Genomic DNA, 23,010 nt, shown 5'->3' on the forward strand with positions numbered 1-23,010 from the left:
GTGAACGAACATCATGAATCAGGAAAATGCGCGAACTGATGAACAGCTGGATCAAAACCAGGAAGAAGTACTTGAAAAATATGATACGGAATCCCGTCTCCGCAGCTTTAATAACCGTTTTCTCGTGATCCTTGTTACAGTTATTGCCGTATCCATGTCGCTGTATCATCTTATTACCGCTTTTACCGGACCACCCGTCCCAACACTCGTCCATCGTGCCTTACACGTTTCCTTTATACTCATCCTTGTTTTTATTCTTTTTCCGCCGACGAAAAAAGCAAGAAGAGATCGTCTGCCTTTTTATGATATTGGACTGGCCCTTTTATCTATCCCTTCCACGATTTATTTATTCGTCAATTATGAGGACATTGTTACCCGTGGTGGATTGCCCATTACCGAAGATATCATTATGGGGACGTTACTGGTCATCCTTGTTTTTGAAGCCGGCCGACGGGTAACCGGCGCTGCCCTGCCGATTCTCGCATTACTTTTTATTCTTTACGCGATGTTTGGCCAGGATTTGCCGGGGATTTTTACACACCGGGGTTATGATTGGTCACAATTAGCCGAGCAGTTTTATATGACGACGGAAGGGATTTTTGGTACGCCTGTTGGGGTATCATCCACTTATATTATTCTCTTTATTATCTTTGGTGCTTTTTTATTAAAATCGGGAATGGGGCAACTTTTCAATGATCTCGCTTTAGCTATTACCGGGAAACAGAAAGGCGGCCCCGCGAAAGTATCGGTCATAGCCACCGGTTTTCTCGGCAGCATTCAGGGTTCGGCGATCGCGAATACGGTTACTACCGGTAACTTTACGATTCCCTTAATGAAGAAAATCGGCTATCACCGCAACTTCGCCGGGGCTGTGGAGTCTTCCGCTTCGGTGGGCGGTCAACTTCTGCCGCCCATTATGGGGGCTGCCGCTTTTATTATGGCGGAGACACTGGGCGTGCCTTACGCGGAAATTGCCTTAATTGCCATTTTACCGGCCCTACTCTATTATCTCGGCATTCTCACGCAAGTGCATGTGCGTGCGACCAAAGACAATCTATCCGGGATTCCACGCGCTGAACTACCAAACATCATCGACGTTCTGAAAGAGCGTGGGCACTTGCTGTTGCCGATTTTCTTTCTTATTTATATGCTGTTCATCGCCGGAGTGACGGTGATTTATGCCGCGGCCTGGACCATTGTCGTTACCGTCGTCGTTAGCGCGTTCCGCAAATCCACACGTATGAACATTAGAGATATGATTGATGCGTTGGAAACGGGAGCACGCACGACGGTTACCGTTGCCGTTGCCTGTGCCACAGTCGGGTTTATCGTCGGTATTTCCAGTTTAACGGGATTCGGCATTAACCTCGCCAATGCGATCGTGGCCATCGGCGGCGAAAGCTTGTTCTTAACCCTTCTATTCACGATGGTGGCTTGTATTGTTCTCGGCATGGGGATGCCAAGTATTCCCGCCTATATCATTACGGCGACAATGGCCGCTCCCGCTCTCGTTCAACTCGGCGTTCAGCCGGTTGTGGCGCACTTGTTCGTCTTCTATTTCGGCATTTTCGCCAACATCACGCCGCCTGTGGCGCTCGCAGCCTTTGCTGCCGCCGGTTTATCAGGAGGCAGCCCGATGCGAACAGGTTTCCACGCGCTGAAATTAGCCTTGGCCGGGTTTGTCGTTCCGTTTATGTTTGTGTATAACGAGTCGCTATTATTGATTGACACAGCCTTACTGAACAGCATCCTCGTTATCATAACCGCTACCGTTGGGGTACTAATGATTGGTATCGCGGCAGAAAGATATTTTCTCTACAAGCTTAATCTCTTGTTCAGCGCATTAATGGCCGTTGGAGGGATCATGTTCCTCTACCCGGGCGTGATGTCAGACGTTATTTCGTTGGCCATTCTTGTGGCGATTCTAGCTATTCAATTCATTACTCGAAAGCGGCAAGGGACACCCGACTTATCCACAGCTTATTAACATTAGTGAAGGCTTGCGCTGACTGTGCGCAAGCCTCTTCATTTTATAACGTAATTTCCTGCGGCGTCTCCAGCTCGTCATCATTACGATAACGGATCACGGTCGGTCGGCAGATGAGGACGATAAAACGATCATCCTCCGGTCCACTATATTTTTCGGCGACTTTTTCTGACCAGGCTTTCTTGCGGTCGTCGGGATTAGTAGCGATTTCCGCTTCCGCCTCAATTTCAAGGAAAGCTTCACCGCGTTCACGTTCTTCATACCCGAGCAAAATATGAACGTGCGGGTTATCTTCAATATCCTCCACTTTGTGGGTATCTTCCGCTGTAGGGGTAAAAAGGGTAAACCCTTCATGGTGAAACGTCATATACCGGGCATAAGGCTGATTATCCTTAATCGTGGATAATACGCCTATGCGGTTCAATTTCAATACTTCGGCCACGCGTTCTTGCAATTCTTCCCTGGACACGATAGTTTCCCCCTTCAAATATTGGCTATCGTTACCATACCCGAAAGTTCTTATTTTTACTCACCTTACAGCATATGGATGAATAACGGCCTTGGAAGGAGCTGACTGCTTTGAAAAAAATAAAAAGCCGTGCGCTTCGCCCCGGACATACACTCGGGCTCGCCATGCCCGCGAGCCCTGTTAAAAAGGAAGCGTTGGATAAGGCAATCGCTGTGATTGAAAATCTTGGTTTTCATACCCAACTGGCCCGTCGTTTTGAAAAAAATAACCCTCATTTTCTGGCCGGCGATATCAGCAGTCGTGTCGGCGAATTGCACCAGCTTTTTGTCGATCCTGAAGTCGACGGGATTCTTTGTTTACGCGGAGGGTATGGAACCCCGGGCCTTCTCCCTCACCTGGATTATTCATTGATTGCAAAACATCCGAAACTATTGATCGGTTATAGCGATATCACCGCCCTGCACATTGCGCTCCAGCAAAATAGTAAAATGATCACGTTGCATGGACCAATGGCAGCGACGGACCTGCTTGAGGCTCCCCCTTTTACGGTCGAGCATTTTTTGCAAAGCCTGCGAGCTGAAAGCTGGCCGCAGCGATTGGTGAATCCGGAACACTATCCGATGAAAACCCTTGTTCATGGGATGGCAACGGGCATTTTAACCGGCGGGAATCTAAGCGTTCTTGTCGGATTGATGGGCACACCTTTTGAAATTGATACACGCGGAAAGGTGCTTTTTCTTGAAGATGTGGGCGAGGAACCATATCGGGTGGATCGGGCGCTTACGCAATTGGCATTAGCGGGAAAACTTGATGAGGCAGCGGGATTCATTCTCGGAACGTGCAAGGATTGTACGTCCACAGCTTATCCACAGGGCGAAAACGTGCTCGCGGTATGTGAACGCATCCTCGCCCCCTACGGCAAGCCGACGATTTATAATGTGCAAGCCGGCCACGGGGACTTCCAACTTACACTACCACTCGGGGCTGGCACCCGGGTAGATGCGACGAATAAACATATCGATATCCTGGAAAGCGTGGTGATCTAAGGCGGGATGTAATATAAACGTGCGCAAATAGCGGAACTGAAGACCTATATCAAGACAAAAAATCTGGTGATGTGGTCGAAAAACGCGTCTTTCGGATTCGGACATTTTTTTGCCGAATGATCTTGGTTGTGTCCGTATGATCCTCCCATTCGGACAATCTTGACTTGATCAGCCCCTTCTTTTGTCCGAATGAGCGCTCTATTCGGACAGTTTTCACCGATCATCAGTGGAATTGTCCGAATAGCCAACTTGGTTCCTACAAATGATTCGTACATATCGAAAGGATCCTTTATGAAACCCGTGGACGCAGCGGTGCGGATCTAAATCTAACACAAAAATCTCGCTATTATTTTATGCTATCATGGTGATACTGGAGGTGAATGCAATGAAAGATAACCGGATTTAGTGCTGGTTCACCGAGACCGCTTTTCTGAAGTAGTGAAAAAAAGAGGCCTCATCGGAGCTCCCAATCTTGTCGTGGAAATTTTATCACCTTCTTCCGTAAAAAGAGACAGGGAAAGCAAGATGCGCTCCTATGCCACTTACAAAGTCCCGGAATTCTGGATCGTCGACCCCGCAAATGAGGCGCTTGAACAATACCTTATGTATACACCGGGGATGACGACATTCAATCAGAACAACTCCAGTGTGTTTCCTTTACCATCAATGACATATTGGAAAATATCCCAGAGATCACAGAAGAGTGAACCTTGCCACCCTTTCAAAGGCTTTTCACAAATCCAACACTCTTTTCCGCGAAGCCATATTTTTTATAAAACATGTGCGCATTTGAACGCTCTGATCGATCCCCACTATTTAAGGCCATCACATCTGCTCCTATTGTTTTCGCCCAATGTTCTGCTGCTTGCATGAGTGATTTTCCTATTCCCAAATTTTGATAGTTGTTATCTACTACATTCACTACGATACGAACATAGATGCCATCCCTTTCATAGAAAAAGCTTTTGATTAACCCGATCATCCCGACAGTTTTACCGTCATGTACAGCGATTAAGGTATGATAATCAGGGTGGGATGTGATCTCACGTAATCTCGTTTCCATTTTTTGCGCCGTGGTCGGATACCCCAAATGTTGCATCAATTCAGCACATTCAGCTGCATCATTTACCGTTGCTTTTCTGACCTCCACACTCATATCCCCTGATCATCCAGTAACTCGATTTTGTCGCCCCGTCGAATCAGACCATCACTCAATACTTTTCCGAAAGCACCGCCACGCCACTCCGGAAACATCGTATCCTTTAAACCGGGAAGGGCTTCATCCATTTGCCGACAAGGTTTGGTTTCTCCATATATCTCAATGCTGCTATCTCCGATACGAAGAATTTTTCCACGACTTTCCTGCAGAGACACGCCACTAATCAGCAAATTGGCGCGTCGACGCGAAGGATCCAGAGAGGCGCCCAATTCGTTCATCATTTTCTCCCATATCTCCTCTTCAATGATCGTCACCTGACGACGGCCTCCCTGATTGGCATTTCCCGCGATCCCCTTATCTTTTTCCAAAATCGCTTCTTCGACTTGGTCCATGGGCCCTCCCTTCACGCGTTTAATCCATATGTTTCTAAGTTGACTGTGCATACCATACCTGCTCCTTAAGAATTCTTTCCTCTCATCTTATAACGGGCAAAAACTCCCTGCAACATTTGCAGGGAGTGATTCATTCTAATAAACGATTTATTTTGTCTTCTATTCGCTTTGCCTTTTCCTCGTATTGTGAATCCTGGAAATGATCTCGCAAAGCTATAATATCTTTATATTCGTCCAGTAATGCGTCAATCTGCTCACGCGTTTCTAAATGGGAGTGAACTTTTTCAAGCTCTCTTTCAGGGATCCATGGGACCAGCTCCCCTTTATTCCGTTCCGACCTTATGTCATACCAGACACCGATCCCGATCATTCTGACTTCTTCAACCGTAAAAATGGAATGAAAAATATTATCTGCCACGCCAAAAAATTGTCGGGCCAAAAGAACACGGTCACCGGCCACAAATTTGTTCATGATTTTTACACCCTTATACATGAAATTTGTAGGGTGTATATTATGTCAAAAGGAGTCATTTTATGCATAAAAATCCCTCTTGAGGTTTACGGGCAATTGCCAGAACGCCCCTTATTGAAATAAGGGGATGAATGGCAAGGTCTTTTTGAATACAACGTTGAAAAATCAGTTATTTAGGTTGTGTTACGAACAATAGTTTGGTATAATGGTTGTTAAAGGGAGGTGAACAACCATGGCGATTCAAACCATCCTCGTTCAACTGAAAAACCCGTCAAAATCGAAACAAAAGCAATGGTTATATGAACAACAAGTATTTGCTTCCACGGTAAATACATGCGTGGAGAGAATAAATAATGGTGAAAAACTCTCGTCCAAAAATGTGGATGCCGATTTAAAGGCCGCCATTAAAAATGAAGCGATTCGTTTAGCTAAACAAGCTGTCACTGACTTCAAAGAGCAAAAGGCAAAAAACATTCCTACTTTTAAAAACTCTCTAGGTGTTAGGATTAATGGCCAGAATTGGAACACCGTCGAAAAGAATGGTCGCTGGTATATGTCCTTCACCGGCAATCAAGGAAAGAAAACCCTTCCGGTTGTGGAAAGTAGCGACGTAAAGACATTTTTCCCATGGTTAACCAAAAAACATAATGATTATCGTGGCACGATCCAGTTGTTGAGGAAAGGCCGTCATTGGTATATGGCGATCCCTATCCAAGTATCTTCTCCATTAGATCGAGACATAAATCTGCAGGCCTATACCCCTATCGGTGTAGATGTCGGTTTAAGACATCTGGCTGTGCTTTCCGAACCGATATCAGGCCAGCGACAATTTTTCTCCGGTAAAGAAGTGGGTTATATCCGTCGTCACTTCCGTTCCCTGCGACGTTCGTTAGGTAAGAAGAAGGCTCAGCGAGCCATTGAACGTGTAGGTCAAAAAGAGAAACGCTGGATGAAAGACTATAATCGGAAATTAGCCAAAGCCATTGTCGATTTTGCTATGCAATTTGATCGACCGCTCATTAAAATGGAAGCTTTGGATGATATCCGCAAAACCGCAAAATCAATGAAAAAAGCGGATAGAACGATTCATTCCTGGGCGTTTTATCAATTGAAACGGTTCATTAAAGAGCGGGCGGCCAAGCATAACATCCCTGTGGTTGATATAAATCCATACAAAACCAGCCAAACCTGTTTTGGATGTGGGCATGCAGAAAAAGACAATCGACATCGGGATAGATTCCAATGCACAAGCTGCGGGCATAAAGCGCACGCTGATATGAATGCTGCGAATAATATAGCAACAAGCACGAGCTTGGCGGTGTAGGACTAAGTCCGATAGACCAAGTGCCTATGCAGTACAAGCTGACATAGGAGCCTCACTGTGGCATGAGGTATGGTTGTCGCGTCGAATGTGGGTCCGAAAGGGAACAACGGGGCTACTAGCCTGAACGGTATGTGCCCTCCACAGGAGCGAGCAACCCCCTTTTCATCCACATGGATGCTCGGTATTTTAATACCGAGAGGATGTCACGTAGCGTCATGGTTTATGATGATGATTGTCAGGGGGTGCTCCATGGAATATACAGTGAACAAATTGGCGCGATTGTCAAGTGTTAGTGGTCGAACGATTCGCTACTATGATCAAATCGGATTGCTCAAGCCGGCCCGTATAAATTCCTCCGGTTATCGAATTTACGGGACGCGATTTTGATTTATTTGGGTAAAAAATAGACGAAGATGGAATAAGTGCATGTTGCTGAACATTCACTTATTCCGGCTTATACAGCAACTCAATCATATTTCCTTCCGGATCCTCGAACTCATGCCCTCTAATACTTTCTAAACATCCCCTGTGATCCGGGATAGGTGTTCTTAAATCCAAATTGTTCATAAAGTTTGTTGGCTGAGCCATCAGCGATCAGACTGACATAAGAACCGGGATATGTATTTTGCTCCAGAAAGTCCATGAGCTCCGTCATAATCACCTTTGCTAGCCCCTGCCCCTGATAGCTTGGTTTTACGACGATATCAACGATCTGAAAAAAAGCGCCGCCGTCACCGATGACTCGACCCATCCCAATCAATGTTTTTTGATCGTATATACATACTGCACACAATGAATTTTTCAGACCAACGGTTGCGGCTTCCTGTGACTTTACACTTATGCCACCTTCCAAACGCAAATCGTTATATTCAGTAGGATCCGGCGGTTCTTTGCTGATTGTGAATTTGTCGTTCATTGTTGTTTTCCTCCGTATACTCAGGTTGATCGTCCATATGGTAGTTTACATGATAGTCTCACACAAAGAAAGAGCGCAATCGTGAATTCGATTAACGCGCCTGTTCAAGGAACAATACTCCTATAGGAATATTTCAAAAACAGTGATAGTATGGATATACTCTGGAAAACATACGTGGCCAGAGACAAAAATATGGAGGTTAGTAAAATGCAAAATATAAAGCAGGCTACTGAACTCAAGGAACAATTGGATCGTCAACGACCTCTTGATGCTGTAACCGTTCAGCGCTTGAAAGAGGACTTTTTCATTAGAAACACATATCACAGCAATGCAATTGAAGGAAACACACTGACGATTTATGAAACAAAAGCGATCCTTGAGGATGGCATAACCGTTGGAAACGGAAAGACACTCCGAGAGCATATGGAAGTCATTAACCATCGGGATGCCATTCAGTACGTAGAAAGTGTGATCACGCGACCACTGACAGAATACCTCATTCGTAATATCCATTCCTTGATTTTAAGAGGGATTGATACGGATCATGCGGGAGCGTACCGCCGTCAAGACGTGGTCATTACAGGCGCATCACACTCGGTCACTGCACATGTTAAAATAGCTGAGGACATGGAGGAACTGATACGTTGGTATACCTCCGCCGTAAAGAACAAGCATGACCATCCCATTGAAATTGCGTCCATGCTTCATAGCAAGTTCGTAAACATCCATCCTTTCTTGGATGGCAATGGACGAACGGGGCGTCTGTTGATGAATTTTGAGCTAATGAGAGCTGGATACCTCCCGGTTATCATCCAAGTGGATGATCGGGAAAAATATTATGAGGCACTGGATCATGCTGGTGTGAACAATGACTATACGATGCTTATTGATATGGTGGCATCTTTAGAAGTAGGTGCATTAGAGAAGTATTTGGAATTGTTATAATGCTAGAGTCAGCATCTCTGTCATTAAGAGCGATCTACCCATTGTGACGGGCGCTTTTATTCAATTAAGGTACCCGTTAACGGAATAGTCCTTTGATATTATTCCTTTAATTGTTTATTTTTACGGTGCAAAAAAATAATGCTTTGCACGATCAATATTCCGATACCGACTGTAAAAGCTACGACAATGGAGAAATAAATGATTTGCAAAATAGCTGCCCCCCCCATTAATAATCCTCACCCTTTCGTATCAAAGATTAACAAATGGATGGATGCCTAACAATATCACTCACAGACTAGCAGAGGAATGCGTCATCCTTGTTCCGCATAAGCGCTCGTTTCTTGAATAAGCCAAGATCTCTTATTAGCGTGAGGCGGAATTAATACTTTGCCCCAAATATTCCACTATCATCTAATTGGACGTCTGGGATTAGTTAACGGTCTACACAACCAGCGATATCGATCTTATTTTTAATAAAAGTCATCCATTCCTATCAAACAAACGAATTATCGGTAGGGAGGTGAAGAAAGGAGAGCTTTCTTATGGCGAGTGAGGAACCTTCTGAGCAGCAATTAATTGAGCAAATCGTCAATAAGGATCCTCAAGCACTCGAACAGCTTTATCATCGGTATGAACGGCCGATTTATGCTTTTGCTTACCGACTGGTAGGAGAAGAGATGATGGCTGAAGAAGTGATGCAAGAATTATTTTTACGTGTATGGAACTCGGCCTATCGGTATGATTCGGATAAAGCCAAATTCAGTACATGGATGTTCACATTAACGCGGAACATTTCCATTGATCTTATCCGAAAGAAGGGAAGAAGAGTTTCAGATCATCCCGTAGAGGATCAAACACTCCAGACCGTCAAAGATACTTCGCAAAATGTTGAAGAGCACATGGAGGATCAAATGCTGGCGGATGACATTAAAGAAGCGCTACAAGCATTAAATGGCCAGCAACAAGACATTGTAGAATGGATCTATTTTCAAGGGTACACACAACAGGAAGTGGCTGACACATACGCTATCCCATTAGGAACCGTAAAAAGCAGAGCAAGGCTAGCCCTCAAAAATCTCCAGAAGCATATGGCTCCAAACCAAAAAGAAGGGAGGGGAAGGGCATGAGTCACCATCAACAATCGGAAAATGTGGAAATGTACGTTCTAGGTGGATTGACAGACGAAGAACAACAAACATTTGAAGATCATCTGCAGAGCTGTTCGGAATGTCAAGAAAAAGTTCGTGAATTTCAAGACGTCGTTGGTTTATTGCCGCTTACGTCAGAGCCTGTGGAACCTCCACCCGGGATGAAAGACCGTGTGCTTGGCCACGTATTAGGAGATGATCAACAAGACGACGTTGATGAAGACCAAGAGAGAGCTACCCCTTCCTCTCCTGTAAAGACATCCGCCCGTAGGAGTCATTGGGGACGATTCGGGGTGATCGGTGTAAGTGCAGCAGCGCTTCTGTTAGGCATTTTTTCCGTACAACAACAAGGACAAATCAATGAACTTCAGCAGGAACTTGCGGCGACCGAAAATGAACTCGAGGACGCCCAAACCGATTTATTGGCAACAGAGGAGCAATTAAGCCAGACGCAAGAAGAGTTGGATGAAGCGGTCGTTTCCCTGGATGACCCCATGCAGTTCAACGATGTTGTCGAGTTAGCCCCAGCAGCTGAGGACATTGTGGCGGAAGGTTTGGCTACGATTGTCGTCGATTCCGACGGGACGCACTTAATGGTGCAGGCGGACGACATGCCAGAGTTGGAAGGCAATGAAGCTTTTCAAGTATGGTTGATGGAAGATGGGCAGCCGGTGAATGCCGGAACCTTCCATACGGAAGCAGGCCAGGGAGCCCTACATTATACGTTTGAACAAGATAATTACGATACGATTGCCATTACTCTTGAACCTGACGCAGACGGCGATGAACCTAGAGGCGATATGATATTGGCAGCAGAATTGACCGAGGAATTGTGATTTAAAAATGCCGTAACCATGACAACTATGGTTACGGCATTTGGTCTGAAAAGGGTTTTCCCCGATTTATTTTATACACTTACTTGTGCTCTCTCCTCCTTCGAGAACTGACTGTCTTGGAGTTCTTTATAGAAACCGCCTTTTGAGAGCAGTTCCTCATGGCTGCCTTGCTCGATGATTTTTCCTTGGTTCATGACCAAGATCAGAGCTGCGTCGCGAGTCGTGGACAGCCTGTGTGCAATGATGAAACTCGTTCTTTCATTATCTTTCACCTCATTCCAGACAAGTCAAAAACTCGTACCTTCCTACTCTTCACTTACTTTCTCAGAGGGCTCCGACTCTTGGCCGTGAATGTCAACGGAAGTGATATAATAGCTGTGTTCGGAAGGATCAGCTGCCGTGTCAGAGATGCGCTTGCGTTCATGGACAGAGACGCTTTCCACTTGTTCAAATTCACCTTTGTCATCTCCTAGCTCACCCCGATAAACGCGATAGCCGGCCACATCGTCATTGTCGACGGCGTGCCAGGAAACAAATGAATCATTCACTTCCACATTTGTAGGAGCATCCGGCGCTTCCTGTTCAATATCGCTTTTTTCTTCATCCAATTCCGCATAAACCACGAGCCGCTCATCGTGTGTTCCTTCCTCTTCGTTAAATGTTCCAGCGCAAGTAATCAAGTTTAAATGACTTGTGTCGCCGCTGGAACCAAAAATATCATCCATGGGGGCTTCCCCCAGGGGATAACTTTCTTGTGTCCTGACGGTAAAGATTAATGCTTTTCCTTCTTCATCGCTCACGATAATCTCATCTCCGTCCGCCAAATCCTCTAAATCAAAGAAAATGGCCGGCCCCTCATAGCTATCCACGTGACCTGCCATCACAGCATTGCCGGTTGCCCCGGGCTTTGTTCCGGGCTCGAACCAGGCCACGCCATCCTCATCCGAAGGCACGCCCATTTGCCCATTATCAAGGATCCCCACCTCTTCGATGTCAGTTTCTACATCAATGGCAGGAATGTCAATGGATGCAGGGGTGATACCTTCATTATTTTGATCAGGTTGTTGCGAATCACTTGCGGTTGCATCTAATCTGTTAAATTCTTCGGAAAGTGTCCCTTCGAGTTCCGTGGAAATATCTATACGTTCACCCTGATTATCTTCACCCCATTCTTCCTCTTCCTCTGCATCAACAAATGGGAAGATACCCATTTGAAAACCCATGGGCAAGAGTACGAGCAGACTCATCGATAAAAGCATGAGAATCTTTTTTTTCAATTGTATGCTCATATTGGTGACCCTCATTTCTTGACCAAAACCAGTCATGAAACTAAAGGGAGGAATCATCCTCCCTTATATTCTTCTTTTTATTGTCGATGTCCCAGGCGGTTGCGAAACAAGATAAATCCTGCGGCCAAGGTAAAGAATGCCCCGAGTGTGATCCAAATCATAGTAGCTCCTGAGTCACCGGAGGTTGCACCTCCCATACCGGTTTCCGGCATCTCATCGGGCATCGCTTCACCATCGAAGTCCTCAGGGAATTGAGTAACCACCGCTGCGGCTAATCCTTCAGCCGGCATATACATATGGTGGATGCCTTCCCGGACATTATCATAAGCGGTATCAAAGTCACCTTCCACATAACTGTCAAAAGCCGTGATCAGCTGATCAACGTGTGCTTGCAATCCATCAGCCAATTCTTCTTGAGGCATGTTGCCTTCCGTTGCTTCAGAAAGAAAAGCAGAGAAATCGTCACGATAGTTCTCAAGGCTGTTTAAGGCTTCTTCTTGGCCTTGCTGGTCATCTTCAGCTGTTGCGTTGACATAATCAACGAAAAAGTCAATGTGTTCATCCCACATCTCTTGGAATTCAGCACCGGCTTCTTCTCCATATACATCTTCGACGGCAGCAGTTAAGTCTGCTGTATTTTCGTCCAAGGCCCAAGCAGCCTCATCAAAGTCTTCTTCACCATCAATGCCTTTCTGCATCGTCAAGATGGCTAAAGCCGCATGTTCGGAAAACGCGTGGTTTAACTCGGAACGAAGGTCTACAGCCGGCGTATTAACGGTTGTGTTATCAAAGTCTTCGGGAAACTGTTCAGTGATTGTCCCGGCTAGATCTTCGCTAAGATGAAACATGTGGGCGTACGCATCTCTTATGTCTTGATATGCGGCTTCAAAATCCTCTTCCACATAGTTATCAAATGCGCCTATCAGGTCATCCACATGCGCTTGAAGGCCATCAGCCAAGTCACCTGCAGGCAAATCCCCTTCGGTTGCTTCAGATAAAAATTCGGAGAAATCATCACGATACTGTTCAAGATTATCCAGAGCCTCCTGGCGGGATTCTTCATCATCTTCCGCAGTGGCTGTGACATAATCGACAAAGAAATCAATGTGATCGTTCCACATATCATTGAACGTTTGCCCGGCTTCTTCTCCATAAACATCCGTGATCGCCTCTGTTAAATCTTCGGTGTTTCCGTCAAGCGCTTCGACAGCTTCTTCAAAATCTTCCGATTCATCAACACCTTTTTGCATGGCCACAACGGCTAAATAGGCGTGTTCAGAAAGGAGATAGTCCAAATCTGCCCTCAAATCACCAGCCGGAGTTGCAACATCCGCCTCTTCATCCCCTTCATAGCCTTCATCATCATGATCTGCTGCCATAGCAAATGAAGGAACCAATAATAACAGACTCATGACCAACATCAATATTCTGTTTACTTTCATATGTCTTCCACACTCCTTTTTGATGATACTCACTTACTACTACGTACAAAAGATCATGTTGGATTACATACTTGTATGTTTTTTTCAAAAAACGAAAATGGAGTTATGTTTTTCATGCAATATATCGATACCCCATTAAAAAGCCAGACATGAATGAGAATCACGAGAGTTACTGCTTGTTTTTCTTTGCTGAAAAATCATGTATTAAAAAATTTTAAAATGAGGTGATCCATTTTGATTTTTTTTCCGTACTATTAGTTACAAAAGGAAGGAGGGAGAATTAGATACTTCATTCGTGTATGGCACGGGAACAATATTTTAGAGAGGAGATCTGTTTTATGAAAAAAGCACTTGTTACCCCGTTAGCTGGCTTGTTTGCCTTTTCGACTTTTGCAGTCACAGCATCCGCCGATCATGAAGGACGAGAGTTTTTGGTTGAGATGACTCCTGATCAGGAAGTTCATGAAGTAGAAAGTTATGCGACGGGTGAAGCCCATTTTGAAGTTAGTGAAGATGGGGAAACACTTGAATATTCAGTGCATGCTTGGGATTTGGAGGATGCAGTTGAAGGGCATTTGCATAGTGGTGCGGTAGGCGAAGATGGGCCTGTAGAATTGTTCTTGTTTGAAAATGACGAGCCGATGGATTATGACGGCGAAGTAGCCACTGGTACATTGACAGAAGAAGACTTGGTAGGAGATATGACTTGGGAAGAGTTTTCGATGGGGCTTGTAGCTGGTGAAGTATATGTAAACCTTCACACAGAGGAAAATCCGGACGGTGAAATTCGCGGACAATTAGATGGAGATGCAGAAGAAGCAGCCATGATGCCGGATGAAATGCCTCAAACAGGCATGGGTGGAACCAGCAATGATGGCTGGTTTAAAAACTTATGGAACAGTATTACCTCTTTTCTTTTTAACTAAATTGTATAATACATTGAGTAAAAGTTTAAAAATCATCCCTGTTCTTCAATGGGGATGATTTCTATATGGTTCCTTATTCTGTTAAAGCGCCTTGATCGTATTACGGAAACCCCTCTATCCAGGCGCGTTGATTATCCAGTATTAACCAAGCAAAATATTTAAAAAATGAAGGCACCGCTAATACCATAAAGGTAAACCCTACCAAAGGAGCGATGCCTTCATGGGACAATCTAACACACTTTTAGACGTATTTAAATCCTTCGTATCCATTGAGGGAATCAAAGATATTCTTTGTTCTCACGATTATCAAGAGGTCGCGCGAGATTGGAAAGGCCCAGATCATATTTTCTTTTGGCTACTGGCCTCAAGCGAAGAATGGCAACACTATCGTGAAAGTGAGAACAAACTCAAATGTGTCCCGGAGCTCAAAGCCGTTGATCGCACGACGTTAGCGAAAAAGGCCCGCGTCATTCCCTATGAAGCCGTCAAAGAAATCCTGGAGCTTTTAGGCTCCCGTTTCAATCGCGAGACCCGCCACGCCCTGGATTTACCGGTTTCTTTGGGAGCGCTTGATTCAACGACGATGACTGTAGGAGAAAACAAGCTCCCCTGGACGCCTTATCACGGAAAACGTTCCGGCGTTAAAATGCATACATTTTTTCGCGTAGATACGCTACTTCCGATCCAAGTGGAGGCCTCAAAAGGATTGACGCATGATGCGGCCATTGCCGATTCCTTTGCCCACCAACTGATCACGACGGTTCGAGACCGGGCTTATGCCACCATCCGTGATTTTGATGGACTTGAAGACGATGACAAAGGCTTTGTTATTCGCTTGAAAAAGTCCATCTATACCGAAGAGAGGGAGCCTATTCCTCGTGTGACATCGAAACATTCCAGGGTCTTTGATGATTATTCGGGCGAAGATCGACTCGTTCGTAAGACTGTGCTACTAATATTGGTCATTTCAATAATATGCTTTTACCACGTATCGCCACCCATAGGAGGCGGCCACTGATTCAGATAGCGTCTGATGATTACAACTTGTCCGGAATGATAACTATTATGACTCATTAACGATAAAAGATGTTCCGTTTGGTAATTTGAAACACCATGCTTATTTTCTGCAAAACGTATCGCTCCCTTTAAACCATCTGTAAATTTGTTTACAGCCAGCTCCCAATTGTTTTTGTCAGGTGGTTTTACCTCTGTAAGCCATGTCTCTGAAGCATGTTTTGGCGGGACTGTCTCTTCTCCCTTCAGAATACGTAAAATATATTCTTGCCAGTAGATCATATGATTTAAAATTTGCCAGATTGAATGCTGGTTAAGAACCACCTCACCTGCTTGATTGATACCTAGTCCATCAAAAATAGTCAATGTGTTGACGTGAGAATTTTCTCCGACTAATCCTTTGATTAAATAGTTCATAACTTAGTCTCCCCTCTCGTGGAACAAACTACTGAAACATTCTATCGCTATTAAATTCTTGCGTTCCGTTTAAGGAAAATGATATTCCATGTTCGATTTTTCATCTCTCATTTACCCCTACTTTCGTCCAGCATATTTAGGAGAGCGCAATCCCTGTTATTCAACAATCGCGCTTCGATCGTATTGCGGCATAAACAGTTAATGGATGCTTACTCAACTTGTGAGTATAGATATAACCCGATGCTATTTTGTACTGTTATAATAAAAACTCATCGAACGTTCAAGAAATTCTTGTTCTTCGTGTGTAAAAGGTTTAAGGACATTAAACTCATTAACCAAATTCTGCTCTTTAATTTGCTTTATATCTTCATCTGATGATCCTGACATCGTTTCACTACTAAGTTCTACAATTTTTTTAACACATGCCTGTGCTTGAGTAGAAGAAGGGCTGATGTTTAATGCCACTAAATGCTTTATTTCGGTGAACACATTAAAATACTTCTGGTCAAGTTTGATTCTTTCACTACGAGAATGATTATAAATCTTTTTGAGATTATCATGCTCATTCATATGTTTTTCTTCCCAAATGATGGCGTTGATCATAAAACAGAACACTCTTAAATCTACACGCTGTGGTTCTTCAGTCACCATATCCATATGGTCAAGCTGATCAATGGTTTTTTGAATGTCATCTAATTGAGCCATAAGTTCTTTCCGTTTGAAATTGATGGTCTGTTTAAGGTGGTTTTGATCAATCCATTGCTCATCTAGCATGTTCGCAATATCCTTGAGGGAAAACCCAATAAATTTTAAAGCCTGGATTTGTTGTAACCGAAGAAGTTCATAAGCATTGTAGAGCCTATGACCTCCTTCTTTATAATCACTTGGTTTTAACAATCCAATTTTGTCATAATACCGTAACGTGCGGATAGTTACGCTTGTTTTCTCTGATAGTTGACCTATCGTGAGTTGCTGATCCGTCATGCAATTATCCTCTTTTCATCTTCAACTATTAGCTTGCATTCTACCTGTAAGAACTTTGGATCTTATAAATGGAATCGCAGGATATGAGTACGGCTTATTCAGAAAAACTTTGATAACAGCGTTCAGCAAAACTATCGTTTCAAATCCTAACAAAATAAAAGAATACATAAAATGTAATTCAAAAATAAATACCATTGAAAACAAAGGTATTAACGTTAAATGAAAATTGAGTGCTTTACGGCTCGTTTCTCTGTAGAATTCAGATCTGTTTTTAGTGATTAAAAACATAATCAGAGGTGGGAAAAATCCCAAAGGAATAGAAGTGATAAGCATAATTTGTGCAAAAAGCATTTCTTTTTTTGATGGCTGACTCATTGTCATCCCCTCCTACATTATCTCTTACTCTCTGAGTGTAAAAGATGACGCAGGTAGAGGTTCAACGTTTTTATCAAAATAAATTAATTCTGATGCTTATTCATGATAAGCGCTTCGTTAAATGCAAAAGCATTCACTTAAAAACAATCGTTTTTTGGGCTATTTAAAAACTAATGTATTGCCAACTAATGATTACATAAAACGCTCCTGCGAGTATAATAAATACAGAAAATATTGCGATCTTTCCTGCCATAGACATCTTTTCTAACCATCCTGTTTTTTTAAGATCCTCTTTAAAGATACAATAACCTCCGTAGGTAGCAGCAGCAATTATAAGTAAAGCCATTAATGGGTGAACCATGAAAACACCTCCTGACATTACTACGCTTACTCATGCGCCTCTTTAGCTGAATAGAACAAAAATTAAAATTGTAAAAGTTTTTCTGCACATATGGAGCACTCGTTCAAGATCATGCTTATGTAATTTGCCTATATGACGTTTCAATTCGGATCCATGCACAGAAATAATATTTGAGGTGCGTGCTACGGATGGCTTTAGCAATCCGGATTCTTCCCAATACTTCAAAACAACATCAAATTGATTTCTGGGCTGTTGGCTGGTAACTGGGGCAATGATGACATCCACATCTATTGCCAATTCATTTCCGACAATAATAACAGGGCGCTGCTTACTTCTGCCAACTAAACCTCACCCTGTTTCACCTTACTGCTCATTGTAAATGTTATCCTCCTCATTATCCCACCAAGCATAATTTTCACTTAGTAAAATAACATCTTTAGACATATATTTTTCTTTAATTTTATCGAGCACCTTTTGTCTTTCTTGCTCACTCAACATGTCAATTTCCTTGATAATTTTATCTGGAATAGACATACGACACACCTCCATTAAGTTAAGATATATTCTCATTGAATTCGATCTGAGCTAAAGTGTTCACGGGCACATACAGAGAAATACTTCTGCGCTCTGATATGCGCTTCATTTAAGGAATAGTTGCCCCCTGATATTAGCATGTATTGTTTTAGAGTTAATTTTATTTATTGTTTTGACAATTTTTACTATCAAGCTTTCCTCAACTTATTTATATTATGAATTACTTGCTCTCAATAAAAAGCTAATCTTAGCATATCCCCATATTATTTCGACGTATAAACTAGCATTTTATTCGTATCAACAATGAGCTTTGCAGAACTGATAAAATCAAATCCTAAGATACCGTCCATTGTCATCCCATAATCCATATTTCCAATTTCAACTTCAAAGTCATTTTGGCTAATTTCTTCGAGCTGAATCAAATCAAAATTTTTTACGTAAACGTATTCTACACCGCCAACACCTCTAATTGTATCAACAATATCATTTTTTTCAGGTACAACGCCTATATTTTCTACAACATTTGCATTGAAAGTTGTTCCTGCGGATCCTGTATCCAATAATACGTTATCTAATCTCAATTTCTTTCCACGAAATGTCACTTCAAGTCCGACAAATGGAAGTCCATACTGAATGTTAATTTTCATCTTGGGCCTCGAATCCCTGCATACCTTTCACGAGCCACTAAATTTTGTCTAGAAGTATGGAAAAAACAATATTCTCGTTGTGGTTGATCTTTTCGTAATTCCTCATACCGCTCCATTGCTTCTAAAGAATTTTCGAATCTATCTATAATTACTACGTCTTCAATATACCTATATCCATTTTCTGAGTGCGCCTTTATCACTTCCAGAACAACCCATTCATTCGGGAATCGTTTTTTTACTTCCTGCCAACGCATTTTACCCCTCCGTCCCATTTGCCCTTATTATATCACAGAGGATCCCTAATGACTTTTTCAAAAGAAGCTTCAATACCGGACTAATACCTTTAATGGATTAATTATTCCGTTATTTAAGTCATCAAAGCATTTGATAAGTGCGTTTTTATTAATTTCATATTCAAACAACTTATCTATGTAAGGAATATTGGGAGTGTATTGGAAAAACCACCGGGCGTGTTTTTGATAGTCCCATCCATCACTTGAACCAATGATATGCAATTCTTTTTCATAAAATGTTGGTTGTAGTTGGAGTTGTTCTTTATTTCCATCGGATAAAATACAGATCTTTCCTTGTTGTTTCATGCTCTCTTGCAATTGCTGAAACGCATGATTTTCCCTGAACACTCGAAGCCTATATTATAGCCGTTTTCCATACAAACGTTAGTACCAGCGCCAAAAACTTTGGCTATTTCACGCCTGTGAGGGTCTGGCTCCACTATATCTATATCATTGATCTTCATATAATGTTTGAGAAAGTGAGCGGTTAGCAGCCCTATCGGCCCCATGCCGGTGACGAGAGCCTTATCGTTTCGTTTCAGGTTCACCTTAAAAACGCCTTTTGCTGCGTCACAGGATAAAATGGTTAGCAACGCACGAGGGCCATATATAGTTTTGGGGACAGGAATGGCTTTATTTTCTTTAATGATCGCGACATCTTTATGACCATAGAAAGAAATGACGCGGTCACCCATCTGTACTGACTGTACATCTTTTCCAACCTTTATCACTTCTCCATAACTTTCATAACCCGTGTTTTTCGGATATTCAGGAGGGAGCTCGGTCAAGTCCGTTTCATTGTACTGCGGCAGTTCTGCGCTAATACTGATGGAACCCAATATCGTTTTAACCAATACCTCATCGTTCTCTAAAGGCGGTAGATCTCTCGTTCGCCACTCAAGCTGTTCTTTCCCACATAAGACGAGAAAATTCTGTTTCATAATGGCTGCTCTTCCTCTACCTCGAGCACATAGCGGCCATTCTTATGCTGCACCTGAACCGGCGCCCGGCAAAATGCGGTTAATGTCTCGGAGGTCAACAGTTCATCCGTTCTCCCGGCATCGAACACTTCTCCATCGCGAATGAGAAGTGTCTTCTCAAACACGGGCAGAATTTCATCGACTTGATGGGTCACATAAATGATCGTCGTTTCCTGCCGCTCTGCGAGCTGTTCGACCGTGTGCAACAATTGCGCTTTCGCGAAAAAATCAAGCCCGTTGCACGGTTCATCAAGCAAAAGAATGTCAGGCTCGGCCATAAGGGCTCGTCCGATGAGCAGCCGCTGTTTTTCCCCTTGGGACATGTGGGCATAAGGTTGTTTTTCAAGGTAGTCGACACCCAAGTTTTGCATAATCGTCCTGGCCGTTGCAAAATCCTCATCAGCCGGATACTCGTGCAACCCGATCGAAGCAAACTTACCACTTAGCACGACTTCCAGGCCGATATTTTGCAATTGGTCGTGCATCATTTCTGAAAAAGAAAAACTGACCCAGCCGATTTGCTTGCGTATGTCCTGCCACGGATACTTTCCGAATGCTTCTCCAAGCACACGTACCGTGCCTTTAGTCGGGAATTCATAACCACAAATGGCGTTCAAAAGCGCTGTCTTTCCGGCTCCGTTCATCCCGAGCATCGCCCAGTGCTCCCCGCGCCGGACTTGCCAATTCACATCTTTAAGAATATTTTTATCCCTCGTAAGCGTAAGGTTCTCAATATCTATGAGCATCGTTTTCCATCCTCTCCTTCGTCTATATCCCTGATGGTAAAGGAATTTGACCATTTGTCAATTGCGCCATTGTGTTATAATGAGTCCAAGAGGGTGAATATTATGAACGTCATACCAGACGCATTTTCAAAGCTTTTTTGGGGACACTGACTTGAGGACCCTGGATGAGAGGTTTTACCAACCAGCTTGATTAGAAACGCTCCAGGATCGCGTTCAATTCCGCAGAGCGCTTCGTCGGCACCTGGTGGCCGACGCCTTCAATATACACAGATTGGACAGGCGTGCGTTTGACACGGGAATAAAAGATCTCCTGGTATCCGCGAACATAAGGATCGTGTTCTCCGTAGATTAAAAGCAGGGGTGCGGCGATGTGATGCAGGCGATCGTGATAATCGGTTATTTCACCTAATTCGAACCAACGCTTCAGCACTTCCGCCCTTACACTTCTAACGCTCGCAGCGATCATGCTGCGGGTCGTTTTATTTTTCGTATGTATGCGCGACAGGGCAAGGGATATCAGCGGTTGCCAGTTCAGAGCAGACGTCCAGACCCCTAAGCGAAGGGCTTGCTTCAATACAAACGTATCGACGAATGGATATCCTCCGATCAACACCACACCCGCTGTCCGCTCGGGGTAGCGAAGCGCGAACGCGAGGGCGCCCAGCGACCCTTGGGAGTATCCGCATACGACGATTCGATCGTCGCCCTCATGCTTGGCGAGGGCGTATGTATCATCAGCCCACTGTTCGTTCGTCAGTGGTCGATAACCAATTTCGCTCGCCCCATGACCACGCGCGTTCAAAGCGACAACCTTCCTTTTTTTCGCCAGCGGCCTTTGTTCCCGGAAGATCGCCGCTCCCACCCCCGGCGGATGAAAAAAATAAAGCGGTGTCCGCCACCCATCGCCTTTTTTATCATAATGTAGCTGCGTGCCGTCGAAACTTTTAAATAAAAACAAGCTGCTCACCCCTAATCATAAGGTTTCCGGGATGAGGCAGCTTATTCGTTGCTAAACGTCGGTGATAAAACCAATAATCGCTTCAACAAGACTGTAAATACCGAGTCCACTGGCAATCACTACAATAATCCCACCGATGATATTCAGTTTTACCGAATTGACATACTGGCCGAGCAAATTTTTATTATTCACCACAATCAGCACAAAAATCGCGATGACAGGCAAAATCAGTCCATTCAGCGCCTGCGCAAACAAAATCAATTCCAACGGCTCAAATCCGGTTGCCGAGGTAATAATCCCTATTGAGATCACAATGACAAAAATCATTTTAAAGCGGGAGTTATCAAAGCCCGTGCCCCAATTCGCAACGCCACCAATCGTATAAGCAGCACCCATCGAAGCCGCGGTCGCCGAGGAAAAACCGGCGGCCAGCATCCCAATGCTGATAAACACTGTTGCCCATTCGCCAAGGGTAGGTTCAAGGGCGAGCGCGAGTTCCTCGATGCCTGTCACATCCGTGCCGCGAATCACCGTTGCCGAGGTAATCAAAACCGCAGCAGTGATCAATCCCCCGACGCTGATCGTAATAAGAATATCCAAACGGGATTTTTTCAGGTCAGCAGTGTTGCTCCAGCGTTCATGAGCGCCCGAGGCGTGCAGGAAAAGATTATAGGGTACAACCGTCGTGCCGATCAAAGCAACAATCACCACAATGGAACCACTCGGAATAGACGGCACAAAGCCTCCTTCAAAAATATCAAGCACATTAGGCCGCACGACAACCATCGTCGTAATAAAAGTGATACTCATGATGCCGACGAGAACGATCAGTATTTTTTCGAAAAACTTATATGTCCCCATGAGACCAAGAATGAGAATGATAATACCGAGAATCGGGGCAATGTAGTTTTGCGGAATACCGGTTAACAACGATATGCCGAGAGCACCGCCCGTTAAATCACCGGCCATGTAAGCCGCACAGCCGACCCCGATCGATAAGCCCACGATCGTGATCGTGGCATATTTCAGTACAGGGCGTGTAAACTGTTCGCGAAGCGCTTCCCCCAAGCCACTTCCGGAAACAATGCCAATCCGTGCCGCCATTTCCTGTAAAATCATCGTCGTGACGATCGAAAACAGAATAGCCCACAGGAGGGCATATCCGAAGGAAGCGCCCGCTTCCGTCGCGGTTGAAACAGTACCAGGCCCGATAAAAGAGGCGGAAATAATCGCTCCCGGACCGATGACTTTTAGTTTTGATAGAAAGCGCGAGAATAAAGTATTATTTTCCATCTTCCGGCATCCCTCTCGTTTAGTTTTCCATAGTATATCAATATATCTTAGATGAAT

General features: G+C 44.0%; 25 protein-coding genes and 5 pseudogenes. 10 read left to right on the forward strand and 20 right to left on the reverse strand.

The genetic code is table 11. The annotated features are described in order from the left end of the window. Positions 1-13: 13 nt before the first annotated feature. Positions 14-1,987, forward strand: a complete 1,974-nt coding sequence (locus BLS58_RS03840; protein ID WP_090396231.1) for a TRAP transporter permease — start codon at positions 14-16, stop codon at positions 1,985-1,987. Positions 1,988-2,030: 43 nt separating this feature from the next. On the opposite strand, the gene BLS58_RS03845 is transcribed toward BLS58_RS03840, so the two are convergent. Further along, a complete protein-coding gene (locus BLS58_RS03845) occupies positions 2,031-2,456 on the reverse strand; it encodes a pyridoxamine 5'-phosphate oxidase family protein (protein ID WP_176764591.1) in 426 nt (141 codons plus the stop codon). A gap of 110 nt (positions 2,457-2,566) precedes the next feature. Here BLS58_RS03845 and BLS58_RS03850 point away from each other — a divergent pair, with 110 nt between their 5' ends. Both BLS58_RS03850 and BLS58_RS18315 read left to right on the forward strand, forming a co-directional pair. Then, a complete protein-coding gene (locus BLS58_RS03850) occupies positions 2,567-3,502 on the forward strand; it encodes a S66 peptidase family protein (RefSeq protein WP_090396233.1) in 936 nt (311 codons plus the stop codon). Between the two features lie 405 nt (positions 3,503-3,907). Then, a pseudogene (locus BLS58_RS18315) lies at positions 3,908-4,090 on the forward strand (Uma2 family endonuclease); the annotation flags it as partial. A 133-nt stretch (positions 4,091-4,223) separates the two neighbouring features. Here BLS58_RS18315 and BLS58_RS03865 read toward each other — a convergent pair. The 3 genes from BLS58_RS03865 to BLS58_RS03875 all read right to left on the reverse strand — a co-directional run bounded on the left by BLS58_RS03865 (position 4,224) and on the right by BLS58_RS03875 (position 5,525). After that, on the reverse strand, positions 4,224-4,652 hold the full coding sequence (locus tag BLS58_RS03865) for a GNAT family N-acetyltransferase (protein WP_425433662.1): 429 nt from the start codon (positions 4,650-4,652) through the stop codon (positions 4,224-4,226). 2 nt (positions 4,653-4,654) lie between these two features. Beyond that, a complete protein-coding gene (locus BLS58_RS03870) occupies positions 4,655-5,053 on the reverse strand; it encodes an MOSC domain-containing protein (RefSeq protein ID WP_245723044.1) in 399 nt (132 codons plus the stop codon). A gap of 130 nt (positions 5,054-5,183) precedes the next feature. Beyond that, on the reverse strand, positions 5,184-5,525 hold the full coding sequence (locus BLS58_RS03875) for a hypothetical protein (protein WP_090396237.1): 342 nt from the start codon (positions 5,523-5,525) through the stop codon (positions 5,184-5,186). A gap of 232 nt (positions 5,526-5,757) precedes the next feature. On the opposite strand from BLS58_RS03875, the gene BLS58_RS03880 reads away from it, so the two are divergent. Continuing rightward, the gene (locus BLS58_RS03880) at positions 5,758-6,849 is read left to right on the forward strand and encodes an RNA-guided endonuclease InsQ/TnpB family protein (protein ID WP_090396238.1); all 1,092 of its coding nucleotides are present in this window, start codon (positions 5,758-5,760) and stop codon (positions 6,847-6,849) included. 249 nt (positions 6,850-7,098) lie between these two features. Next, positions 7,099-7,224, forward strand: a pseudogene (locus BLS58_RS03885) (MerR family DNA-binding transcriptional regulator); the annotation flags it as partial. Between the two features lie 130 nt (positions 7,225-7,354). On the opposite strand, the gene BLS58_RS03890 reads toward BLS58_RS03885, so the two are convergent. Then, positions 7,355-7,765, reverse strand: coding sequence for a GNAT family N-acetyltransferase (locus BLS58_RS03890; protein ID WP_090396239.1), 411 nt, complete (start codon positions 7,763-7,765; stop codon positions 7,355-7,357). Between the two features lie 207 nt (positions 7,766-7,972). On the opposite strand from BLS58_RS03890, the gene BLS58_RS03895 reads away from it, so the two are divergent. The 3 genes from BLS58_RS03895 to BLS58_RS03905 all read left to right on the forward strand — a co-directional run bounded on the left by BLS58_RS03895 (position 7,973) and on the right by BLS58_RS03905 (position 10,694). Next, positions 7,973-8,710: a Fic family protein gene (locus BLS58_RS03895; protein ID WP_090396240.1), complete on the forward strand. Its 738-nt coding sequence runs from the start codon at positions 7,973-7,975 to the stop codon at positions 8,708-8,710. Positions 8,711-9,252: 542 nt separating this feature from the next. Further along, a complete protein-coding gene (locus BLS58_RS03900) occupies positions 9,253-9,837 on the forward strand; it encodes an RNA polymerase sigma factor (RefSeq protein WP_090396241.1) in 585 nt (194 codons plus the stop codon). Next, complete coding sequence (locus BLS58_RS03905) at positions 9,834-10,694, forward strand: anti-sigma factor (protein WP_090396416.1); 861 nt, start codon at positions 9,834-9,836, stop codon at positions 10,692-10,694. Before BLS58_RS03900 ends, BLS58_RS03905 begins: the two co-directional genes overlap by 4 nt. Before the next feature lie 71 nt (positions 10,695-10,765). On the opposite strand, the pseudogene BLS58_RS03910 reads toward BLS58_RS03905, so the two are convergent. From BLS58_RS03910 to BLS58_RS03920, 3 genes and pseudogenes are all read right to left on the reverse strand, one after another. Continuing rightward, positions 10,766-10,951: pseudogene (locus BLS58_RS03910) on the reverse strand (hypothetical protein); the annotation flags it as partial. A 48-nt stretch (positions 10,952-10,999) separates the two neighbouring features. After that, positions 11,000-11,983 carry a class F sortase gene (locus BLS58_RS03915; RefSeq protein WP_176764592.1) on the reverse strand — a complete coding sequence of 328 codons (984 nt, stop codon included), beginning with the start codon at positions 11,981-11,983 and terminating at the stop codon, positions 11,000-11,002. A gap of 77 nt (positions 11,984-12,060) precedes the next feature. Further along, positions 12,061-13,425 carry a copper amine oxidase gene (locus BLS58_RS03920; RefSeq protein WP_176764593.1) on the reverse strand — a complete coding sequence of 455 codons (1,365 nt, stop codon included), beginning with the start codon at positions 13,423-13,425 and terminating at the stop codon, positions 12,061-12,063. A gap of 338 nt (positions 13,426-13,763) precedes the next feature. On the opposite strand from BLS58_RS03920, the gene BLS58_RS03925 reads away from it, so the two are divergent. Together BLS58_RS03925 and BLS58_RS03930 are read left to right on the forward strand one after the other, a co-directional pair. Continuing rightward, positions 13,764-14,351, forward strand: coding sequence for a CHRD domain-containing protein (locus tag BLS58_RS03925; protein ID WP_090396243.1), 588 nt, complete (start codon positions 13,764-13,766; stop codon positions 14,349-14,351). A 220-nt stretch (positions 14,352-14,571) separates the two neighbouring features. Further along, a complete protein-coding gene (locus BLS58_RS03930; RefSeq protein WP_090396244.1) occupies positions 14,572-15,369 on the forward strand; it encodes a transposase in 798 nt (265 codons plus the stop codon). Here BLS58_RS03930 and BLS58_RS03935 read toward each other — a convergent pair. The 12 genes and pseudogenes from BLS58_RS03935 to BLS58_RS03985 form a co-directional block, all read right to left on the reverse strand. Then, positions 15,333-15,782: a DinB family protein gene (locus tag BLS58_RS03935; protein WP_090396245.1), complete on the reverse strand. Its 450-nt coding sequence runs from the start codon at positions 15,780-15,782 to the stop codon at positions 15,333-15,335. The genes BLS58_RS03930 and BLS58_RS03935 overlap by 37 nt on opposite strands. A 243-nt stretch (positions 15,783-16,025) precedes the next feature. Then, complete coding sequence (locus BLS58_RS03940; RefSeq protein ID WP_090396246.1) at positions 16,026-16,766, reverse strand: MerR family transcriptional regulator; 741 nt, start codon at positions 16,764-16,766, stop codon at positions 16,026-16,028. A 21-nt stretch (positions 16,767-16,787) separates the two neighbouring features. Further along, positions 16,788-17,141 carry a DUF4870 domain-containing protein gene (locus tag BLS58_RS03945; RefSeq protein ID WP_090396247.1) on the reverse strand — a complete coding sequence of 118 codons (354 nt, stop codon included), beginning with the start codon at positions 17,139-17,141 and terminating at the stop codon, positions 16,788-16,790. A gap of 163 nt (positions 17,142-17,304) precedes the next feature. Then, complete coding sequence (locus tag BLS58_RS03950; RefSeq protein WP_090396248.1) at positions 17,305-17,502, reverse strand: hypothetical protein; 198 nt, start codon at positions 17,500-17,502, stop codon at positions 17,305-17,307. Between the two features lie 42 nt (positions 17,503-17,544). Next, positions 17,545-17,823: pseudogene (locus tag BLS58_RS03955) on the reverse strand (type II toxin-antitoxin system PemK/MazF family toxin); the annotation flags it as partial. 42 nt (positions 17,824-17,865) lie between these two features. Continuing rightward, positions 17,866-18,036, reverse strand: a complete 171-nt coding sequence (locus BLS58_RS17425; protein ID WP_176764594.1) for a hypothetical protein — start codon at positions 18,034-18,036, stop codon at positions 17,866-17,868. Between the two features lie 263 nt (positions 18,037-18,299). Then, positions 18,300-18,683, reverse strand: coding sequence for a retropepsin-like aspartic protease (locus BLS58_RS03960; RefSeq protein WP_090396249.1), 384 nt, complete (start codon positions 18,681-18,683; stop codon positions 18,300-18,302). After that, positions 18,680-18,937: a hypothetical protein gene (locus BLS58_RS03965; RefSeq protein WP_090396250.1), complete on the reverse strand. Its 258-nt coding sequence runs from the start codon at positions 18,935-18,937 to the stop codon at positions 18,680-18,682. The genes BLS58_RS03960 and BLS58_RS03965 overlap by 4 nt, the downstream gene beginning before the upstream one ends. A 69-nt stretch (positions 18,938-19,006) precedes the next feature. Beyond that, positions 19,007-19,917: pseudogene (locus BLS58_RS03970) on the reverse strand (zinc-dependent alcohol dehydrogenase). Then, positions 19,914-20,702: an ABC transporter ATP-binding protein gene (locus BLS58_RS03975; protein ID WP_090396251.1), complete on the reverse strand. Its 789-nt coding sequence runs from the start codon at positions 20,700-20,702 to the stop codon at positions 19,914-19,916. Before BLS58_RS03975 ends, BLS58_RS03970 begins: the two are co-directional and overlap by 4 nt. Positions 20,703-20,892: 190 nt before the next feature. Further along, the gene (locus tag BLS58_RS03980; protein WP_176764595.1) at positions 20,893-21,660 is read right to left on the reverse strand and encodes an alpha/beta fold hydrolase; all 768 of its coding nucleotides are present in this window, start codon (positions 21,658-21,660) and stop codon (positions 20,893-20,895) included. A 51-nt stretch (positions 21,661-21,711) separates the two neighbouring features. Then, positions 21,712-22,953, reverse strand: a complete 1,242-nt coding sequence (locus BLS58_RS03985) for an Nramp family divalent metal transporter (protein WP_090396253.1) — start codon at positions 22,951-22,953, stop codon at positions 21,712-21,714. Between the last annotated feature and the right edge of the window lie 57 nt (positions 22,954-23,010).

This window comes from Natribacillus halophilus, assembly GCF_900100185.1.
GTDB lineage: Bacteria > Bacillota > Bacilli > Bacillales > Marinococcaceae > Natribacillus > Natribacillus halophilus.

What these genes read in the sequence shown, in the direction of transcription:
- BLS58_RS03945 (WP_090396247.1), bottom strand. Translation starts at nt 17,141, where the DNA reads ATGAGTCAGCCATCAAAAAAAGAAATGCTTTTTGCACAAATTATGCTT.
- BLS58_RS03890 (WP_090396239.1), bottom strand. Translation starts at nt 7,765, where the DNA reads ATGAACGACAAATTCACAATCAGCAAAGAACCGCCGGATCCTACTGAA.
- BLS58_RS03900 (WP_090396241.1), top strand. Translation starts at nt 9,253, where the DNA reads ATGGCGAGTGAGGAACCTTCTGAGCAGCAATTAATTGAGCAAATCGTC.
- BLS58_RS03870 (WP_245723044.1), bottom strand. Translation starts at nt 5,053, where the DNA reads ATGGACCAAGTCGAAGAAGCGATTTTGGAAAAAGATAAGGGGATCGCG.
- BLS58_RS03920 (WP_176764593.1), bottom strand. Translation starts at nt 13,425, where the DNA reads ATGAAAGTAAACAGAATATTGATGTTGGTCATGAGTCTGTTATTATTG.
- BLS58_RS03840 (WP_090396231.1), top strand. Translation starts at nt 14, where the DNA reads ATGAATCAGGAAAATGCGCGAACTGATGAACAGCTGGATCAAAACCAG.
- BLS58_RS03960 (WP_090396249.1), bottom strand. Translation starts at nt 18,683, where the DNA reads ATGAAAATTAACATTCAGTATGGACTTCCATTTGTCGGACTTGAAGTG.
- BLS58_RS03985 (WP_090396253.1), bottom strand. Translation starts at nt 22,953, where the DNA reads ATGGAAAATAATACTTTATTCTCGCGCTTTCTATCAAAACTAAAAGTC.
- BLS58_RS03915 (WP_176764592.1), bottom strand. Translation starts at nt 11,983, where the DNA reads ATGAGCATACAATTGAAAAAAAAGATTCTCATGCTTTTATCGATGAGT.
- BLS58_RS03925 (WP_090396243.1), top strand. Translation starts at nt 13,764, where the DNA reads ATGAAAAAAGCACTTGTTACCCCGTTAGCTGGCTTGTTTGCCTTTTCG.
- BLS58_RS03975 (WP_090396251.1), bottom strand. Translation starts at nt 20,702, where the DNA reads ATGCTCATAGATATTGAGAACCTTACGCTTACGAGGGATAAAAATATT.
- BLS58_RS03965 (WP_090396250.1), bottom strand. Translation starts at nt 18,937, where the DNA reads ATGCGTTGGCAGGAAGTAAAAAAACGATTCCCGAATGAATGGGTTGTT.
- BLS58_RS03895 (WP_090396240.1), top strand. Translation starts at nt 7,973, where the DNA reads ATGCAAAATATAAAGCAGGCTACTGAACTCAAGGAACAATTGGATCGT.
- BLS58_RS03950 (WP_090396248.1), bottom strand. Translation starts at nt 17,502, where the DNA reads ATGGTTCACCCATTAATGGCTTTACTTATAATTGCTGCTGCTACCTAC.
- BLS58_RS03930 (WP_090396244.1), top strand. Translation starts at nt 14,572, where the DNA reads ATGGGACAATCTAACACACTTTTAGACGTATTTAAATCCTTCGTATCC.
- BLS58_RS03940 (WP_090396246.1), bottom strand. Translation starts at nt 16,766, where the DNA reads ATGACGGATCAGCAACTCACGATAGGTCAACTATCAGAGAAAACAAGC.
- BLS58_RS17425 (WP_176764594.1), bottom strand. Translation starts at nt 18,036, where the DNA reads ATGTCTATTCCAGATAAAATTATCAAGGAAATTGACATGTTGAGTGAG.
- BLS58_RS03935 (WP_090396245.1), bottom strand. Translation starts at nt 15,782, where the DNA reads ATGAACTATTTAATCAAAGGATTAGTCGGAGAAAATTCTCACGTCAAC.
- BLS58_RS03875 (WP_090396237.1), bottom strand. Translation starts at nt 5,525, where the DNA reads ATGAACAAATTTGTGGCCGGTGACCGTGTTCTTTTGGCCCGACAATTT.
- BLS58_RS03880 (WP_090396238.1), top strand. Translation starts at nt 5,758, where the DNA reads ATGGCGATTCAAACCATCCTCGTTCAACTGAAAAACCCGTCAAAATCG.
- BLS58_RS03905 (WP_090396416.1), top strand. Translation starts at nt 9,834, where the DNA reads ATGAGTCACCATCAACAATCGGAAAATGTGGAAATGTACGTTCTAGGT.